Raw genomic sequence first — 16,426 nt, forward strand, 5'->3', positions numbered from 1 at the left:
CTCAGTTGCCCCCTTCCGCCGGTGCGGTGTCGTACACGGTCACCGTCCCGCCTGCCAGCAGCGGCGTCAGCAGCAGGAGCTGCGCGGCGGTCGGTTGCCCACCGACGATCGCGGCGACACCGGCGTGCCCGCGTCCGCCTGCGATCGGACGCGCCGCCGGGGTGGCCACACCGGGGGCGGTGATTCCTGGAATGGCGGGCAGGCCCGGGATCGCGGGCAAACCCGGAATGCCCGGGATGGCGGGCGCCGCTTGGAGTCCCGGCAGCGTGAGCGTCGGCTGGGGACCGGCGGCATCCAACCAGCGCGGTTGCAGCCGATCCGGAAACTCCTGGTCCGGTGCGACTTCCGGCACCGTCGGGCCACCGCAGCGAGGACCGGTGAGCGAACCGTAGGCCGGGCAGTCCTCGGCCGTGTACTGCTGGAAGGGCGTGAAGGTGACGTCCATCTTCCACACCATCTGGCGGCTCGGCCCGAAGTGGAACACCGTGGCCAGCCTCTCCAGCGACGCGTTGAGGTTGCGCGCGGTGTCCGGGATGGCCTGTGTGTCCTGCGCCAGGCTGCCGAACAGCTGGTCTAGTCCGGGGACGAGGTCCTTTGCCGCATCGGGGTTTCGAGCGAACAGCGAGTTGACGGAGTCGATGGTGTTGCTCGCGTTGGCGAGCAGCGCGACGAGGTTGTCGCGGCGCTCGGTGAAGGTGCGGGCCGCCGTCACCGACTCGGCCAGCACGCCGACCAGATCCGGTGCCGACTTGCTCAGTTCCGTGGTCGCCCGGCCGAGATCACCGAGCAGTTCACCGACACCGGGGACGGTGCGCATCTGGGTGACCCAGAGGTCGAGCCGCTCGATCGTCGAACCCGGCACGCGCGCACTGGGATCGAGCGCCGCCGCAAGCGTCGCCAGCACCCGGCCGAGCTTTTCGGGCTGGATGTTGTCGAGCACGTCGCGCAGCACGGTCAGAGTGGTCTGCAACTGCATGGTCGAGGTGCTGGTGTCCTCCGGAATCACCGCTCCGGCGACGAGTTTCGCGCCCGCCGAGCCGTTGTCCACCAGCTCGATCGCGGTGACGCCGAACAGATTGTTCGGCACCACCCTCGCCGTGACGGCCGCCGGAATCGTCGGCGCGACGGCGGGCTTCAGGTGAATCTCGGCGCGCTGCCGTTCTCCCTTGGCGACCACCTCGACACCCGCGACGGTGCCGACCACCATGCCGCGGAACTTCACGTCGGCACGTTCGGGCAGACCGTCGCCGGTGCTGGTCAGCTCGGCGGTCACCCGGACCTTGTCTTCGAAATAGCCGTTGTAGCGCAGCATCAGCAGGCCGAGCAGCAGCGCGGTGGCCGTCACCATTGCCAGGCCGGCCAGGGAGAGCTGACGCGCGGTCGGCCCGCGGCCACTGGGATCGAGAAGCATGCCCGCCCCTATCCCGAGATCCGGAAACCGGGGTCGATGCCCCAGATAGCCAGCGTCAGAACCAGATTCGCGAAGACCATCACGACGATCACCATCTTGATGGCCTGTCCGGCAGCGACGCCGACACCCTCCGGCCCGCCCGAGGCGACATAGCCGTAGTAGCACTGGATGAACGTCGCGAGCAGCACGAAGACCACGACCTTGAGCAGCGAGAAGAAGACATCGGTCCCGATGAGGAATTGGAAGAAGTAGTGGTCGTAGGTGCCCGCGGAGGTGCCGCCGAGGAAGAGCACCGAGAGCTTGGTGGCCAGGTACGCCGTGGCCAGACCCACTGTGTACAGCGGGATGATGGTCAGCGTCGCGGCGATCATCCTGGTGCTCACCAGGTACGGAAGAGGGCGGATGGCAATGGATTCCAGCGCGTCGATCTCCTCGGAGATCCGCATGGAACCCAATTGCGCGGTGAACCGGCACCCGGCCTGGATGGCGAACGCCAGCGTCGCCAGGATCGGCGCCAGCTCGCGCGTGGTGGCGAAGCCGGAGATCGCACCGGTCAGCGGGCCCATGGTGAGCAGGTTCAGCGCGGTGAACGACTCCATGCCGACGGTGATGCCGCCGAACGCGCAGAGGATGATCACCACGCCGACGGTGCCGCCGCCGACGACCAGCGAGCCGTTGCCCCATCCGACGTCGGCCGTCAGTCGCAGCACTTCCTTGCGATAGTGCTTGAGCACGAAGGGAATCGCGGCCAGCGCCTCGAAGAACGTGATGGCCTGGTGGCCGAGCCGCTGATTCGCCCGATAGGGCACGGCGGCGACGGTACCGACCGCCCGGAATGGTCTCAGGGCGGGCGGGGTGTACTTCGTGCCCACCTCAGATCACCTTCGTCGGGAACAGCGTGTTGTACAGCTGGGTGAGAATGATGTTGGTGGCGAAGAGCATCAGCGCCGAGGTGACGACCGCCGAGTTCACCGCGTTCGCCACGCCGCCGGGGCCGCCCTTGGCGTGCAGCCCGATGTCACAGGCGATGATCGCGGTGAGCGCGCCGAAGATGGCCGCCTTCACCAGCGCGACGATGAGGTCGTTGGCCACCGCGAAGGACGCGAACGAGCCGATGAACGAACCCGGAGTCCCGGACTGGGCGTAGACGTTGAACATGTAGGCCGTCGCGAAGCCGACGAACACGATGAACCCGCACAGCAGCATGCTCACCAGGACCGCGGCCACCAGGCGTGGCGCGACAAGGCGGCGCACCGGATTCACGCCCATCACCATCATGGCGTCGATCTCCTCGCGGATCGTGCGCGAGCCGAGGTCTGCGCAGATCGCCGAGCCGACCGCGCCCGCGATCATCAGCGAGGTGACCAGCGGCGCACCCTGGCGGATGATGCCGAGTCCGGCGACCGCGCCGATGAACGTCGTCGCGCCGACCTGGTTGACCAGCGCGCCCACCTGAAGGGAGACCACGACGGCGATCGGAATCGCGACCAGCACGGTCGGCGCCGCGGAGACGCTCGACATGAACGCGCACTGCCTGATGAATTCGTGATACGGGAAACGCCGGGCGGCGATCGCCCGGAACAGTTCGATCACCGCGTCGCGGCCCAGCATCACTTGCCTGCCAAGGGTTTCCAGCGATCGCTGCGGATGACGCCGCCACAGACCCTTCAGATCGTCGACGGCTCGCTCCAGGTCGGTGCGCTCCGGAGGCTGCTCCGGTTCGATCCGACCCGGAGGTCGTTCGATGGTTGTCACGCTGCCCGAGTCCTTTCTCGGCCTTCTTCTCGCTCACTTCGCCGACCGGTAACGGTGACCCCCTCGAGGGCGCGGAGCGTGTGAAGTGTCGCACAGCCCGGGCGCGCGACACAAGTCACATGTGAATAGGAATTCTCGACACAACTAGATCGATGTGTCTCATAGTGGAGGGTGGCCCGAACCATTGAACGAGCAGTCGACCTGCAAATATACCGAGCTCATCGGCGCCTATCGCACCTATATCAGACACTTCCAACTCGAACAAGTTTCCACGAAGTCACATATTTCCCGGGCACCTGTCCGCGCACCGACCGGTCAGGCCGGTTCGCTGAGGAAGTGCTGCAACGCCACCAATCCGTAGCCGAGCGCTGCGACGCCGGCCACGACGGCGCTCAGCACGGCGAGCCACAGCCCGTAACGCAGGATCGGATTGACTTTCATTCGCCCACCGAGGATCTTGACGCCGATCACCACGATGTCGATGAGCCACACCAGGATCATCATCAGGTCATGCACACATTCGAGAAGGTGAGCACCGGCCAGCACACGATCGACCCGAGGAACGAGATGACCACGTCGATGCCGTGCATATCGCGTAGATGACTCGTATGGGTCAGCGTCCAGACGACTCCCACGAGCCCGTAGGGGATTCCGAGAATGATCAGAGTTCCGAGGAACTCGGAGACCTTCATCTCGTAGCTGAATAGTCGATCCAGCTTCTTGAGCATGTACGTCGCATCCTTTCCTGCACCGGCCGAACCCGCTGACGGCACCCGCGCAGAGCGAAGGAGATCGCGACGTCGCGGGGGCGCCCAACCGTGTACATCCGGTCCGGCATGACCCGTATGTTACGCACGATTCACAGGATTGCGGAAGCATTTTGGACAGATTCCCAGGAACTTGCTCTGGGAGTAGTCCCATGAAGCACCGATTGACGGACCGGTGATGCGCGAATAAGTTATCGAGCGTTCTCATGAGCGACGGCGATGGCCTCGCCCGGCAGACAGGGGAGGCGCAGGTGCTCGACACAAGCAACGTACTGCGGCGCCACCTCGGCGATCGACGCTTCGCCCTGACGCTGCCGCGCGCCGTCGCACTCCAGGTGCTGCACCCGGCGATCGCCGCCGCGCTCCGCGACCACGCGCCGAACCGGCTCTGGGAGCACAAGCGGCGCACCGTGGGCGGGATGATCAACATCGCCTACAGCGACCGAGATCTGCGCTCGGTCATCCGCTTCGGACACGAGCACGTCAAGGGCGCCGATGCCCTCGGCCGTCGCTATCACGCCCTCCATCCCGAGCTCTTCTTCTTCCAGCACGCCACCTACGTCGACACGCTCATGACGAGCATCGACACCTTCTCCGGCGGGCTGACGCCCGCGCGGCGCGAGCAGCTCTACGCGGAGTGCCACGCATGGTATGGCCGCTACGGCATCTCGGACCGGCACGCGCCGGCCACCTGGACCGAGTTCACCCGGTATTTCGCCGACGCGTGCGCGGCCCTGCCGCCGCCGGGAGCCGACACGCTGGCGCTGCGCGATCAGGTGCTGCGCCCCGACGCGTGGACGCCGCGCAGGCTGCCCGGCTTCGCCGTTCGCGCGCTGCTGCACGAGCGCGCCAGAGAACTACTCGACGCGCCGCTTCGCCCCGGCGACGCGGCCGCCTTCGCGGTCTACGCCCGCGCGGTCCGGATCGGCTCCGCACTGCGCCCGCCGCGGCTGCGGTATGCCCGTCAGGCTCGCAATCCCCTCTAGAACCCCGCCACACTTTTCTAGATGGATACCGAAGGAAACAGGGGAAAACCAGGACATCAGCTGCACTTGCCATGCAGAATTATCGGTAACATAATCGACGGAGGGGTGATCTCGCCCCGGAGCAGGAGACGTTCGATGACGAGCAACCCGGTCGCGGTGACGACTCTCGGTTCCTCGTTTCCCCCTGCCCGGCCGCCCGCGCACAGCGCGCCACGGTGGCAGCGGATCTCGCCGCAGGCGAGCGCGGGCGCACCGGCTCCGCATCGACCTCCGGGAGGTCGAACGATGAAAGCACTCAACAGGATTCTCAGCGTGGAGATGACAGTTTTCGAGTTCCTCGGCTGGCTGTTCCTCGCCGGATTCCTGTTCGGCGCCGGGCAATTCACGGTGGCGCTGCTCGCGCGCCTGGCCCGGCCCCTCAGGAAGACAACGGAAGGACTCCCATGACCGCGGTCGCTCAGCCCTCCTACGAGAACGAACCGGCGCCACTGACCAAGGAGCAGACGCGCATCCCCATCAGCTCCGCGCACCGCCCGATCACCAAGCGGCCGATCAAACTGTCCGACGCCCTGGACTTCTGGTCCTTCGCGGGCGCCGCGGCCAACGTCGCGATGCAAATGGCCAGGCCCGGTGTCGGTTACGGCGTCGCGGAGAGCAAGGTGGAAAGCGGCGCGCTCATGAAGCACCCGTGGAAGCGGGCCCGCACCACCACCCAGTATCTGGCGGTGGCCATCCTCGGCACCGACGAGGAGCGCATGGCCTACCGCGAGGCGGTGAACGCGGTGCACCGCCACGTGCGGTCCGAGCCAGGCGCCGCGGTGAAGTACAACGCCTTCGACCGCAATCTCCAATTGTGGGTCGCCGCATGCCTGTACATCGGTTTCGAGGACACCTACCAGCTGCTGCAAGGCAGGATGAACGACGAGCAGGCCGAGGCCTTCTACGCCTCGTCCTCGACGCTCGGCACCACGTTGCAGGTCACCGAGGACATGTGGCCCAAGACGCGCGCCGAGTTCGACGTCTACTGGAACGAGGCGTGCCACCAAGCCGTCCTCGACGACTACGTGCGCTCCTACATCGACGATCTACTGAACCTGCGCATGATCCACTGGTATCTGCGGCTGCCGTTCCGGAACTTGTTGAAGTTCTTGACGATCGGCTTCCTCGCGCCGTATTTCCGCGACCAGATGCGGCTGGAGTGGACCGCGGCCGATCAGCGCCGCTTCGAGCACCTGTTCGTATTCGTCGGGTTCGTCAACCGGTTCATTCCCCGGTTCCTGCGGCACGGCGGCAGCCTCGCGCTGATGGCCGACCTGCGCCGCAGGATCCGCACAGAGAAGAACCTCGTCTGAGGTGCCTGCGTGCGCACCGTCGACATCGAGCGGACCATTCCGGCGCCGGTCGCCGACGTCTTCGAATGGCTCACCGACGCAACGAATTACCGCCGGATCTCGCTGGTCCGGCGGGTCACCCTGGTGCGCCCCGGCGATGTGCACTGCCACGGCCGCGGCGCTGTCCGGGTGGTCGTCACGCCGCTGCTGCGATTGACCGAGGAGATCGTCGAGTACCGCCCGCCGACGCTGATGCGGTACCGGATCACCAGGTCCACGCCGCCGCTGCGGCACGACGAGGGGTTCATGGCATTCCGTTCGGTGCCCGAAGGCACCCGGGTGCGGTGGTTTTCGCGGTTCGAGGTGGCTTCGCCGATCCTGGCCGGGCTGTGCACGCTCGCCATGGTTCCCGTGGTGGCCGGTGGGTTCCAGAAGACGCTGAACTGCGCGGAGCGCGAGCTGCTCGGACTCCGTTGAGCCAGTGTCACGGGCACAGCGCGTGTTCCAGCATGCCGATCAGGTCGGGTTCGGTCTCGGGCGCCTTCGTCATCGCGACGGTGACCGCGCGGCCGTCGACGGTCGCGCCGGACAGCGTGTAATAGCCGTGAATTGCGCCGTTGTGCCCGACGTACTCCGCGCCGCACGACAGTCGCATCGAGCCGAGCCCTAGGCCGTAGACCATTCCGGACTCCGGATCGATGGGCACCCCGGCGCGAATCTGCTCGAGCTCGGCGGCGGCCAGCACCCGACCCGCCAGCAGCGCGCCGTAGAAGTGATTCAGATCCGCGCCCGAGGACACCAGTGCGCCCGCCGCCCACGGGATGGACGGTTCGATGCGCGAGACGTCCGTGACGACACCGTCCGAAGTGGCGTAGCCCGCCGGGTGCGGCCCGCGGATATCGCGTTCGCCGGGGGCGGGCAGGTAGGTGTCGGCGATCGGCTCGTCGAGACGGACCTTCCCCTCCGCGACCAGTTGCAGCACCAGCGCGCTGGTGAACGACTTGGTGACACTGCCGACACGGGTGCGCTGCGGAGGTTGCGCGGGAATCGGCGCGGAGGTTCGGAGGTCGGCCACTCCAGCGGTGCGGACCTCGGTCGCACCGTTCTCGGTGACCGTGGCGATCGCCCCCGTGACGCCCGCCCCGACCGCCCTATCGATGTCCTCCTGCACGGCGTGCAGCCGAGCATCCGAGACACCCCTGCGACCCGGTCTCGGTGTCGTTCGCGCAGCCCGCGGCGAGCAGGGCCACCGCGGAAACGGCCGCGAGGATCGGTGTCAGGCGCATACCTCGACGGTAGGCAGGGAGGGGTTCCCGCACATCCGGGACGACCCCGATATTCCCCCGAGCCGGGGGCGGTTTTCGTGCCTGACTGCCGACTCCGCGGGTGTATGAAGTGACCCATCGCCCGGTGGGCCTTCCGCATGTGCGACGGCGGAGGCTCCCCGACCAACCCCGGCTATCGCACTCGCTGGAGAGCGAACGGACCCAACGACACTGTTACGTGCCTTCATCCCAGCGGAGGGCCGAGGGGTTCCAGGTCCCGATCGCCATGGTGCCGTCCAGGATTGGGTTCATGCACTGCCCGAGGAAGTCCAGCGCGGCATCCAGGTGGTGCAGTTCCGCCGGGAGTCGGCTGATCTTCACCGCGATGTCGCGGTAGGAAGCCTTCCAACGCGGGCCGGGCGAATGGATCGCGGTGGGCAGTTCCAGCGCGGGCCGGTGCTGTCGTTGGTGTTGCAGGGCGAGCTGGATCGAAGTGGCGTCGAAGCTGGAGGTGCCGATGATCAGCAGCAGGTCGGCCAGATCGCGCCATCTCGTCGAGGGCTGACGCTCTTCGCCGTGGTACTCGTACATGGCGGCGAGTTTGTCGGCGATCTGGTCGACCAGCGGGTAGCAGGCGAATTCCGGCGGCGGCAGGACGTCGGGGATCTCGATGGTCGGCGTCGGAGCGATCCGGTCGATCCGACCGATGAGCTGCTTGCCCGCGGTCAGATCGATGGGGAAGTGCTGGAGCTCTGTCGTGCCGAGGCGAGGCGTTGCCTGGAGTTGCCACACCGAGGTGCCGCCCTCGTTCACGTTCTGCTTCTTGACCTTCAGGTCGAAGGTCAGCCGGTCCAGCGGACTGGGTGCGACTACGAGGTCGCGGAGTTCGCCGAATGCCTGGTCCAGATCGGCTTTCAGGTGCAATAAGTCGACGTCCTGACTGTGACGGGCGCCTGGAATACGAACCAGCAGCGATGTTCCGCCTTTGAGGATCCAGGGCGCGGCGGGATCGGCGAACACTCTGGCCAGCATCCGCTGCATGTAGAACTCGCGCCGCAACTCCTCGGTGGGACGCTTGATACTGCGTGCCCGCTCACTGATCCGCTGATTGATCGCGGCTTGAAACCCCCGGTCGCTCGGGTACTTCCGTGTCACCGTCATCCCCGCCCCCGCCCTCGTCGTTGTTGCGCTCGGCTCGAACCGACCGAGCAATCGTCTCCAGTAGCGCACGGACGACGGACTCGTTGTCCGCTGTCCACCTGTTGTGCGCGACGACATTACCGAGGGCGGCCGACATACGGCTCGCGTCGACCGCAGAGCCGCGTAGGGCGGTGAGCAACGCCTCGGCGAGGGCGGGATCATCGAGCCGACGCTCGAGCTCATTCAGAGCGAACTTGAACGGTCGACGCTCGAAGAACTTGGATTGCATGGCAATTGGCCGATTTGTCTCGGGGTTGACAAGCACCCAGTCCACGCCGCGGTCGCTTCGCGTCAGGGCCTTGGCTGATTCGGGGACGCCCGCTTGACCGATGAAGTTGCGGACGAGCTCGTCCCCAGCGCCGATCGGCATGCCGTAGTAGTGGGCGTACGGGCGCAGCGCGGCGGCGAGTTCGTCACGGGTGGTGTCTTCGGTGAGGATGGCGTCGCGGACGATCGAGGCCAGATGCCCGCCGTCGGTTCGTGCTGCGGCGAGATCCACGGTGGTGCGCAATGGTCGGGTCACCGGTAGGCCGGCCACCAAGTGCCAGTCTTCGTGCCCCAGTTCCCGGACATGGAACTTCACATCCGGGCTGCGGGTACTCCGCCGCTTCGGCACGGTGAATTCGTGAAAGTCGGCGTCGATGTCGCCGAGGTCCTGCAAGCGTGCCGCCGAACGGTGGGACACCACCCCTACAGGCACCGCATCGGCCAAGCGGTCGGCGGCCAGCCGCTTGGGTTCCAGTGCCAGCCACTCAGCCCGAATGGGGTCCTGCGGAGCCTCTGGCGCGCCGGTCAGCCGATACACCCCTTGCCGGAGCCGGGTGATCAGTTCCGCATCAGCGAGACGCTTGAGCTGCTGAGCACTGAAGCCCAGGTCACCAGCCTGCATGGAGGTGAACAGACCCCACTGCGACCCAGCTAGGTCAGCCAGATCTAGGAGTCGTTCCTCCCTGCTCATACATCGAAAATAGCATACGACTCGGCGCTTCTATACGTCTCTGCCTATAAATGACAACTGCTATGATATTTTTGACGATAGTGGCAATAGTATCGACAGATCCGCTATGCCCCGCTCGCCAGGTCGATCGCGGTGTCGATGTGACACCGCGCCGCGCAGCAGCCCGGCAAATAGGTGTCGATCGGCTAGTCGCGACGGACCAACGACCGCGGTTGGAGTTGAACCATCACCCACTGGTCGATCAGCACTCGCAGCTCGGCGCGGCGCGCATCGATGTGAACGCACACGGATAGGTCGATGATTCGCGTGCGATGAGGTTCTGCCAGCGCATGCGCCCAGTGCAAGACAAGATGATCACCCGGTCGATGTCCGGTCGCACCGCGAAACGCCGTGGACAGTTCCCGCCACAGTGGAAGCGTTGGCCGGTCGCCCTACCCGGCAGCTCGAACGCAGTTCCCCGACACGGTCATTCGCCGAGGACCGTCGAGACGCGTGCCAGCGCAGCCAGATACTGCTTGCAGCGCGGCCCGTGGTCCGCGTGTCTGGCCAGCAGTGCCGTCCAGTCATTGTCGCGAATAGCGTCGGCTGGCGATGTCGACGCCGGGCGCAGCAGCGGGAACGGGCGTCTGAACGTGGCGCTCTTGTGACTGCCGTGCTCCCTCGGTCCTGTGGGCATCGCACCGCGAGTGTACGGGCGAGGCTCGAAGCTCGGAGTGCGGTAGCGTTTCGGGCGGTCGGATGGCTGTGAGGGGAGTGGAGCAGATTGGTCTCGTGGCGGGATACCGCGTCGGAGGCGGCTCAGGGCGATCTCGACGGGCTGCTGGATACGGCGTTGACCATGGCGGAGCAGCGGCTGTCGGAGCGGGGCGAGTTCTATCCGTTTGCCCTGGTGGTGAACCGTTCGGGTGGGACCGAGATCGTCGCGGCAGGGACGGGGTCTGCACGCCATGCGCAGGAGCTCAACGTGCGGGCGGTGGTTGGGATGCGTGCGGAGATCCGTGCGGCGGCTTTGGTCGTGGACGTCCGGTTGCCCGGAACTGGAGGTGACGGGATCGAGGTGCATCTCGAACACGCCGAAGGAACCGCATTGAGCGTGTTGGAGCAGTATCGGGTCGAGCACGGTGAGGTAATTGCCGTTGGGCTGGAGGCGTTCTCGGCTCAGCGGCGCATCTGGCAGTAGCCGTTGCGGTGGCCGCGCCGGGGCAGGTCAGCTCTCGTCGTAACGCAGGATGCGTTCGGCAGAGCGCTTGTGCCACTTGTTCTTCGAGGTCAAGAATGGCTCCACTCGGTCGCGAACGCCTTGCGCGCGTAGCTTCGACAGTACTTCCAGAGCATGGCCCTGGACGGCTTCGTCATCGAGTTGGGACAGCGCAACCGCCACCGCGTCGGGGTGGCGCGACTTGGCCAGCCAGGAGACGACCATCTGGCGGGCGTCGCCGAATTCGCGATTCGTTGCGATAGCCGCCAGCTGGTCGAAGTACTCGACCCCGGCAGGGATGTCGTAGAGCGCATTGCCAGCTGCCCAACGCGCACGCGAACTGGTGGTCTTGGCGGTGTCGAACTGCGAGATCAGCGCGGGGACCGCAGCTGACTTGCGCGCCTCCTTACGTCCCAGCGCATTCGCCAATGTCAGCCGAGTCAGCTCGCGGCCTTTGGTTTCCAGGCCGGGCCAGCGTGTTTCCAGCTCGGTCAGCCACTGGGACAGCACAGCGATCACCTGGGGGGAGACGTCGACCGACTTCGATATCTCGGGGACGATTTGTGCGTAGCCTCCAGCCAGCCGGTACTCCTCGAGCAGCTTGGACGCAGCGGCGTCGTCGTTGGCAGTCATTCGAAATCCATCTTCACGTGTTTGATCTTCCCCTGTCTGATCAAGTCTTCGATCTCCGGCGCCAGCTGGGTATTGGTGTCGGTAACCAGCACGAACTCATAGCCGCTGGATTGACTGTAGGCGACAAAGTCCTTGATCTGATCGGTGTATTCCTGGCGTTGGACGTTCTTGACCTCGGTCAAACGCATGTTGGCGTGGTCGAGTTCATCCGGTATCCGACGCCGCGCGGTTCCAGACGCGGACGGGATCGACTCCTTCGGCTCAGTGGGGTCGATACCGACACGGGCCTCGGCTTTGGCCCCTTTGAGCCGGTTCTCCCGAGCCCTGTCAGCCTGAGTCGGTTCGGGCGGCCGTTTCAGTTGGCGGTCGAGAACAGGCTTGAACTTGGTGTTCACGCTGCTGACCACTGTGGCCGACACCGAGGCGAACACGGTTTGGGACAGCTTGCGCGATTCGGTCAGCCCATCGAGGATCTGCTGGATTCTGGTGCGGCTGTAGTCGAGCTCGATCTCGGCGGCCTTCCGGATCGCTGGTTCGATCGGCTTGCCGATGGTGGCGGCGTTGATGGTGTTGATCGCTTGCGTGACCGTCTGCAACGCCATCTCGCGCTCGATACCTCCCTGCGCCGCAGCAAGCAGATCGGCGTAGCCACTGGTGGCGCCACTCTGCTGCCGCAACGCATCAGCGAGTAGATCGATCGCGTCCAGAACGGTCTTGTTCGTCTGATCGATATCGGGAATCTCCGGCGCCGTCGAGCCGAGCAGCTTCTTCATCTTCGCGCGGATCTCGGCATCCAGCGCACTGTAGACGCTGGCGGTGTTCAGCCAGCTCGCGGCCACCTGCTGCAGTTTGACGGTGTCGCCGTTGATCCACACGACCGAACCCATGACCAACGGCCAGCCGAACGGCTCTTCGCGGTTACCGCCTGCGGGGTTCTTCAAAGGCTTGGCTGTGAACGATTGCCCGCCCGGGTCGGCGTCCGGCAGCGCGCCGCCGGGTTTGTTGTACTCCTCAGCGTTCTCGGACTGATCGTGGTTCACCCCGCTCTGCCGAATCAGCGCGGCCATCCGCACCAGCACATCGGTGGCCATGCTCGCGGTGACCACCGCTTCGATGCCGGACCTGAAATAGTCTGCGCCCCATTCTTTGCCGCCGGGATCTCCCCCACTCATGTTCTCGACACGTATCTCGGCGTCCATCTTGCGCAGCGCCGCGGAGGCTGCGGTGCTGGCCCGGCTGTACTCGCCGGCCAGCTCGTAGAACAGTTCAGGATCGACATCCAGTTCCGACACGCCGGCTCAGCCCCGCCACATCTCCAGGTTCGCGGCGATCGCAGCACTGTAACGGCCGTGTGCGGCCTGTGCCGCCCGGCGCATGTCCTGAATGCCATCGTGGATGTCCTTGGCGGCGTCCATCATCCGCTGGTGGGCTTCTTGCTGCGCGGTGGCCGCCTCACCCTCCCACACGCCCTGCAGCTTGGCGACGGCGCTGTCGAAGGCGGTGATCTGCTCGTCGAAAAACCCTTCGAAGCCCTTCATCCGGGCGATCACCGAGTCGAGCAGCTCCAGATTCACGCTATGACGCATCGGGCAGATCCAGCGATGAGGCCACCGATTCGATGGCGGTCACATTTGCCTGCTGCTGGGCCAGATACGCCTCGGCGCTGGCGTTCAACGCCACGGTTGTGTCGCCTATGGCATCGAGCAGGTCGGCCAACCCTTGACGGACTTCGTCGTAGCCTTCCGCAAACAGGTCACCTTGGCGACCTTTCCACGTAGCGGTCAGCGATTCCACGTCGGCATCGAGGGATCTGAATCCGGACGTCAGACTGTCCAACAGATTCTTCACGGCCTTCGCGGCTTGCACTAGTTCCGGCGGCGTTACGGTGAATAGCTCACCGCCCGAGGGCGATTCGCTCACGGTTCCTCCCCTGCCACTCACGATCGCAACACGTGTCGAGCACGATGTTGTCATGCTCCCACGGGTCGATCGTGGTGTCGATGTGCCAGAGCATCAAAGGCTTCGACGCCGACGGCCCAAGCGCAGGCTCGGTGATGTCGGCCCTGTATTCGGCGGCGAGCCTTCGGAGCACGCGGGCGCGGACCGGAATTCTGTGGATACTTCGCAGAAATCGCCGGAAACTATGTCGAATAACCGTCGGCGCGCGTGTCGGGAACGATACGCCCCTCCGCGACCAGGGTGCGGAAGGCGGCTCCTTTGCGGGCGCAAGCATCTGCGCGGCAACCGCGGTGTTGCTGCATTGCGCGGTGGGCTTCGGCGACCGTGAAAGGGGCTGGGGGAGCGCGGTGTCCGTCGGTGGCTCGGGTGTCTCCGACGTAGGTTCCGATGATGCCGATGAGGGAGAGAACCAGACCGCATCCGGTCAGCATGGACAGTGTGGAGTACATCGGATCATGTGTCCGCGGTGCGCCGGAAGCAGTAGGCGGAGGCGGCTAGGTATTGGCGGCATCCGCTGCCGTGCCCGGCGTGCACCGACAGGATGAATCGGGCGCGATCGTAGTCCAGGACCTGCGGTTCCTGTGTGCAGTCACGGCTTTGGACCAGCCACAGCTCACGCTGGTCGAAGTGCGGGACGTTCATCGTTCACCTCCGCGAAGTTCAGTGCACCCGGCGCCGGGAGCGCCGGCGGAACCGCGCTCGAGGCGGCTGGATCGAGGCCGCGTCGGGACCGTGCGCCGGGTTCCGGAGAGCGGACGCTCCCAAAGGTCTGGGCACAACCTTGGCGCCGGGTGCGAAATACAGAGTGCGCGTTGCGATTGGGTACATAACAGCCCGGAATGCAGTAAATGCGAGTAATTTCCGAGTGAATCGGCCTGATGCGAGGAAGCGGGTCATATGGTTGAGGTCGACTGGACGGGCGAAGACGTACTTGCCCTTCGCTCGGCGATGAAGCGGAGTCGTTACGAGTTCGCACGTTTGGTGGGCGTCACCCCGCGCACCGTGGTCTTGTGGGAGAACGGCCGGACAACCCGGATGCACGCCGCAAGCCGTCGGCTACTCGATCGAGTGCTGTCCGAGGCCGATTCAGTCGTCGTCACGCGATTCGAGCGGGCGATCACGGCGGGCCGCGACGCGGGCCGCGCAACCGACGATGCGAGCGCGGCGCTCGATCGGACAATCAAGCTCGGTAGGGAAACAGCGCGGGGCGGAACCGAGGTTCGGTCCGCGCCGATCGGGCTCGACAAGGAAGTCGAGGATGACGACGTGAGAAGGCGGGAACTGCTGGCCTGCATCGGCGCAGGTCTGGCGGGCCATGCGGTCGACCTTTTGGCAAGTGAACCGGAGAAGATGCTCGCGGCCCTGGACGCCGGGTCGATCAGCGAGCGCAGGCTGGGCGTCCTGGAGCAATCCACCTCCGTACTCGGCAAGCAGGTCGTCCGGGTGCCGCCGCACGAGCTGCTGCAGAGCACTCTCGACCAGTTCCGCACGGTCCGTGCGTGTCTCGGCGAGCGCCAGGCCACCCACCATCAGATCAGGCTGGTGCGCACCGCAGGCCGGCTGGCCAATGTGGTCGGCGAGATCTTGTTCAACGAAGGTCATTTCGGCCAGGCCCGCCTCTGGTACACCACCGCGATCCACGCGGCACAGGACATCGGCGATCGCTACTCGGAGGACATCGCCCTCGCCGGTCTGGCCTACCTGCCCACCTACAGCGACAAGCCGAGGGAAGTGCTGCGCCTGCTCGACCCGCGTCTCGCGGAAGATCCGGCGACCGGCGCGGCCGCCGCCTGGCTCTGGGGCATGGCGGCACGGGCGCACGCCGATCTCGGCGACGAAAGCCAATTCGCCCACTGCATAGACAAATCCGCGCGTGCGCTGGGCAGCGTCGGTACCGAAGAGCTGCCGATCGGCATCTTCTCGTTCCGGCCGGAGAAGCTCGCCTTCTACCGCGCCATCGGATACGCCAGGCTCGGCAAGCCCGACGAGACGGCCGCCGCGGCGGCGCAGGCCATCGCACTGTACGACCCGAACGAGACTATGGAACCCGCGCTGGTGCGTTTCGAACACGCGACGGCGCTGCTGGCTTCCGGCGAGGTGGACGAGGCCTGCGCGGTCGCCACCGCCGCCATCACCGACGCGCACACCTATGTCGGCCTGACGGTCACCAAGCGCGCCAGACGATTCGACTCGACGCTGCGACACGGGAGCAGCCGCGCGGTGTCCGAGTGGCGGCAGCAGGCCAGGACGGTGATCGACTCGCAACGCGTGGACGTCTAGTCACGGGGCGGTTGTTGTCGGTCCCCTCTGTTCGCCACAGCCCATCCACCTGATCAACGCCCACGACGAATACGTCTGGCGCTTCGCGATCGCCCTCGCACCGGTGGTCGACGACGCCGACACACTGTATCCACGGCTCCTCGACCATTGCGTTCACGAGCTGGCGGCCGCGCGGGACGCGCTGGCAAAGGGCGGCATGCACGCCGCCGAACGCGCGCTGGCCGATTCCGGTTGGTCCGTCATCGTCCAGCTTGTCGTGATCCGCGAGCTGTTGGGCTGTTCACTGCGAGATGCGGCGGCACATCTTGCCGCCGGCAACGGCACAACGAATCTCGCTGATCTCCAGCGAATCGCCACCGCCCTGGCGCCGTACGCACCCTGATTCGGCCAAGGGGGCGCGCCGGTCGGCAGGGATGTGGACCGGCGCGCCCCGGCATTCAGTTGGTCTTCGGCATCATGGCGGCGATCAGCGACTTGGGGCGCATATCGGTCCAGTGGGTCTCGACGTATTCCAGGCACGTGCTGCGCGCAGCCGCGCCGTAGGCGATGGTCCAGCCGGTCGGCACGGCGGCGAAGACGGGCCACAGCGAGTGCTCGCCCTCGGCGTTGACGAGGACATAGAACTGGGCGTCATCGTCGTCGAACGGGTTTGTCATGGTTCACCTTTCGTCAGGCGGGTCGGT

At 65.8% G+C, this 16,426-nt stretch carries 21 protein-coding genes; 7 read left to right on the top strand and 14 right to left on the bottom strand.

Translation table 11 applies throughout. The features are described from left to right. Window position 1: 1 nt before the first annotated feature. The 5 genes from AC3EO7_RS03890 to AC3EO7_RS03910 form a co-directional block, all read right to left on the bottom strand. Window positions 2-1,411: an MlaD family protein gene (locus tag AC3EO7_RS03890; RefSeq protein WP_431965197.1), complete on the bottom strand. Its 1,410-nt coding sequence runs from the start codon at window positions 1,409-1,411 to the stop codon at window positions 2-4. An 8-nt stretch (window positions 1,412-1,419) separates the two neighbouring features. Continuing rightward, complete coding sequence (locus tag AC3EO7_RS03895) at window positions 1,420-2,283, bottom strand: ABC transporter permease (protein WP_431965199.1); 864 nt, start codon at window positions 2,281-2,283, stop codon at window positions 1,420-1,422. 1 nt (window position 2,284) lies between these two features. Continuing rightward, window positions 2,285-3,157 (bottom strand): MlaE family ABC transporter permease, encoded by an 873-nt coding sequence (locus AC3EO7_RS03900; protein WP_431965403.1) that lies wholly within the window; start codon window positions 3,155-3,157, stop codon window positions 2,285-2,287. A 324-nt stretch (window positions 3,158-3,481) separates the two neighbouring features. Continuing rightward, complete coding sequence (locus tag AC3EO7_RS03905) at window positions 3,482-3,670, bottom strand: hypothetical protein (protein WP_431965405.1); 189 nt, start codon at window positions 3,668-3,670, stop codon at window positions 3,482-3,484. Next, window positions 3,670-3,894, bottom strand: coding sequence for a hypothetical protein (locus tag AC3EO7_RS03910; RefSeq protein WP_431965201.1), 225 nt, complete (start codon window positions 3,892-3,894; stop codon window positions 3,670-3,672). The genes AC3EO7_RS03905 and AC3EO7_RS03910 overlap by 1 nt, the downstream gene beginning before the upstream one ends. A gap of 245 nt (window positions 3,895-4,139) precedes the next feature. Here AC3EO7_RS03910 and AC3EO7_RS03915 point away from each other — a divergent pair, with 245 nt between their 5' ends. From AC3EO7_RS03915 to AC3EO7_RS03930, 4 genes are all read left to right on the top strand, one after another. Further along, the gene (locus AC3EO7_RS03915; RefSeq protein ID WP_435590460.1) at window positions 4,140-4,919 is read left to right on the top strand and encodes an oxygenase MpaB family protein; all 780 of its coding nucleotides are present in this window, start codon (window positions 4,140-4,142) and stop codon (window positions 4,917-4,919) included. Between the two features lie 285 nt (window positions 4,920-5,204). Further along, window positions 5,205-5,366, top strand: coding sequence for a hypothetical protein (locus AC3EO7_RS03920; RefSeq protein ID WP_431965205.1), 162 nt, complete (start codon window positions 5,205-5,207; stop codon window positions 5,364-5,366). Continuing rightward, window positions 5,363-6,271 carry an oxygenase MpaB family protein gene (locus tag AC3EO7_RS03925; RefSeq protein ID WP_431965207.1) on the top strand — a complete coding sequence of 303 codons (909 nt, stop codon included), beginning with the start codon at window positions 5,363-5,365 and terminating at the stop codon, window positions 6,269-6,271. The genes AC3EO7_RS03920 and AC3EO7_RS03925 overlap by 4 nt, the downstream gene beginning before the upstream one ends. Before the next feature lie 9 nt (window positions 6,272-6,280). Next, the gene (locus AC3EO7_RS03930) at window positions 6,281-6,727 is read left to right on the top strand and encodes an SRPBCC family protein (protein WP_431965209.1); all 447 of its coding nucleotides are present in this window, start codon (window positions 6,281-6,283) and stop codon (window positions 6,725-6,727) included. Between the two features lie 7 nt (window positions 6,728-6,734). Here AC3EO7_RS03930 and AC3EO7_RS03935 read toward each other — a convergent pair whose 3' ends face one another. The 3 genes from AC3EO7_RS03935 to AC3EO7_RS03945 all read right to left on the bottom strand — a co-directional run bounded on the left by AC3EO7_RS03935 (window position 6,735) and on the right by AC3EO7_RS03945 (window position 9,673). Then, complete coding sequence (locus tag AC3EO7_RS03935) at window positions 6,735-7,421, bottom strand: serine hydrolase domain-containing protein (protein WP_435590461.1); 687 nt, start codon at window positions 7,419-7,421, stop codon at window positions 6,735-6,737. A 328-nt stretch (window positions 7,422-7,749) separates the two neighbouring features. Further along, window positions 7,750-8,676, bottom strand: a complete 927-nt coding sequence (locus AC3EO7_RS03940; RefSeq protein WP_431965213.1) for a nucleotidyl transferase AbiEii/AbiGii toxin family protein — start codon at window positions 8,674-8,676, stop codon at window positions 7,750-7,752. Next, a complete protein-coding gene (locus tag AC3EO7_RS03945) occupies window positions 8,609-9,673 on the bottom strand; it encodes a type IV toxin-antitoxin system AbiEi family antitoxin domain-containing protein (protein WP_435590462.1) in 1,065 nt (354 codons plus the stop codon). The genes AC3EO7_RS03940 and AC3EO7_RS03945 overlap by 68 nt, the downstream gene beginning before the upstream one ends. 763 nt (window positions 9,674-10,436) lie before the next feature. On the opposite strand from AC3EO7_RS03945, the gene AC3EO7_RS03950 reads away from it, so the two are divergent. Further along, window positions 10,437-10,853, top strand: a complete 417-nt coding sequence (locus AC3EO7_RS03950; RefSeq protein WP_435590463.1) for a hypothetical protein — start codon at window positions 10,437-10,439, stop codon at window positions 10,851-10,853. 27 nt (window positions 10,854-10,880) lie between these two features. On the opposite strand, the gene AC3EO7_RS03955 is transcribed toward AC3EO7_RS03950, so the two are convergent. From AC3EO7_RS03955 to AC3EO7_RS03975, 5 genes are all read right to left on the bottom strand, one after another. Then, on the bottom strand, window positions 10,881-11,504 hold the full coding sequence (locus AC3EO7_RS03955; protein ID WP_435590464.1) for a HEAT repeat domain-containing protein: 624 nt from the start codon (window positions 11,502-11,504) through the stop codon (window positions 10,881-10,883). Then, window positions 11,501-12,796 (bottom strand): putative toxin, encoded by a 1,296-nt coding sequence (locus AC3EO7_RS03960; RefSeq protein ID WP_435590465.1) that lies wholly within the window; start codon window positions 12,794-12,796, stop codon window positions 11,501-11,503. The genes AC3EO7_RS03955 and AC3EO7_RS03960 overlap by 4 nt, the downstream gene beginning before the upstream one ends. Before the next feature lie 6 nt (window positions 12,797-12,802). Then, window positions 12,803-13,078, bottom strand: a complete 276-nt coding sequence (locus tag AC3EO7_RS03965; RefSeq protein ID WP_435590466.1) for a WXG100 family type VII secretion target — start codon at window positions 13,076-13,078, stop codon at window positions 12,803-12,805. 1 nt (window position 13,079) lies between these two features. Next, on the bottom strand, window positions 13,080-13,424 hold the full coding sequence (locus AC3EO7_RS03970; protein ID WP_435590467.1) for a WXG100 family type VII secretion target: 345 nt from the start codon (window positions 13,422-13,424) through the stop codon (window positions 13,080-13,082). Window positions 13,425-13,916: 492 nt separating this feature from the next. Next, on the bottom strand, window positions 13,917-14,105 hold the full coding sequence (locus tag AC3EO7_RS03975) for a hypothetical protein (protein WP_431965227.1): 189 nt from the start codon (window positions 14,103-14,105) through the stop codon (window positions 13,917-13,919). A gap of 255 nt (window positions 14,106-14,360) precedes the next feature. Between AC3EO7_RS03975 and AC3EO7_RS03980 the strand changes: the two genes are divergently transcribed. Continuing rightward, the gene (locus AC3EO7_RS03980) at window positions 14,361-15,743 is read left to right on the top strand and encodes a helix-turn-helix domain-containing protein (protein WP_435590468.1); all 1,383 of its coding nucleotides are present in this window, start codon (window positions 14,361-14,363) and stop codon (window positions 15,741-15,743) included. 103 nt (window positions 15,744-15,846) lie between these two features. After that, entirely contained in the window at window positions 15,847-16,125 is a 279-nt protein-coding gene (locus AC3EO7_RS03985) for a hypothetical protein (RefSeq protein WP_431965231.1), read from the top strand. Window positions 16,126-16,180: 55 nt separating this feature from the next. On the opposite strand, the gene AC3EO7_RS03990 is transcribed toward AC3EO7_RS03985, so the two are convergent. Continuing rightward, window positions 16,181-16,399, bottom strand: coding sequence for an MbtH family protein (locus AC3EO7_RS03990; protein WP_431965233.1), 219 nt, complete (start codon window positions 16,397-16,399; stop codon window positions 16,181-16,183). Window positions 16,400-16,426 lie beyond the last annotated feature (27 nt).

Source organism: Nocardia sp. bgisy118, from assembly GCF_057708605.1.

What these genes read in the sequence shown, in the direction of transcription:
- AC3EO7_RS03890 (WP_431965197.1), bottom strand. Translation starts at nt 1,411, where the DNA reads ATGCTTCTCGATCCCAGTGGCCGCGGGCCGACCGCGCGTCAGCTCTCC.
- AC3EO7_RS03905 (WP_431965405.1), bottom strand. Translation starts at nt 3,670, where the DNA reads ATGATGATCCTGGTGTGGCTCATCGACATCGTGGTGATCGGCGTCAAG.
- AC3EO7_RS03910 (WP_431965201.1), bottom strand. Translation starts at nt 3,894, where the DNA reads ATGCTCAAGAAGCTGGATCGACTATTCAGCTACGAGATGAAGGTCTCC.
- AC3EO7_RS03915 (WP_435590460.1), top strand. Translation starts at nt 4,140, where the DNA reads ATGAGCGACGGCGATGGCCTCGCCCGGCAGACAGGGGAGGCGCAGGTG.
- AC3EO7_RS03920 (WP_431965205.1), top strand. Translation starts at nt 5,205, where the DNA reads ATGAAAGCACTCAACAGGATTCTCAGCGTGGAGATGACAGTTTTCGAG.
- AC3EO7_RS03925 (WP_431965207.1), top strand. Translation starts at nt 5,363, where the DNA reads ATGACCGCGGTCGCTCAGCCCTCCTACGAGAACGAACCGGCGCCACTG.
- AC3EO7_RS03940 (WP_431965213.1), bottom strand. Translation starts at nt 8,676, where the DNA reads ATGACGGTGACACGGAAGTACCCGAGCGACCGGGGGTTTCAAGCCGCG.
- AC3EO7_RS03945 (WP_435590462.1), bottom strand. Translation starts at nt 9,673, where the DNA reads ATGAGCAGGGAGGAACGACTCCTAGATCTGGCTGACCTAGCTGGGTCG.
- AC3EO7_RS03955 (WP_435590464.1), bottom strand. Translation starts at nt 11,504, where the DNA reads ATGACTGCCAACGACGACGCCGCTGCGTCCAAGCTGCTCGAGGAGTAC.
- AC3EO7_RS03975 (WP_431965227.1), bottom strand. Translation starts at nt 14,105, where the DNA reads ATGAACGTCCCGCACTTCGACCAGCGTGAGCTGTGGCTGGTCCAAAGC.
- AC3EO7_RS03980 (WP_435590468.1), top strand. Translation starts at nt 14,361, where the DNA reads ATGGTTGAGGTCGACTGGACGGGCGAAGACGTACTTGCCCTTCGCTCG.
- AC3EO7_RS03990 (WP_431965233.1), bottom strand. Translation starts at nt 16,399, where the DNA reads ATGACAAACCCGTTCGACGACGATGACGCCCAGTTCTATGTCCTCGTC.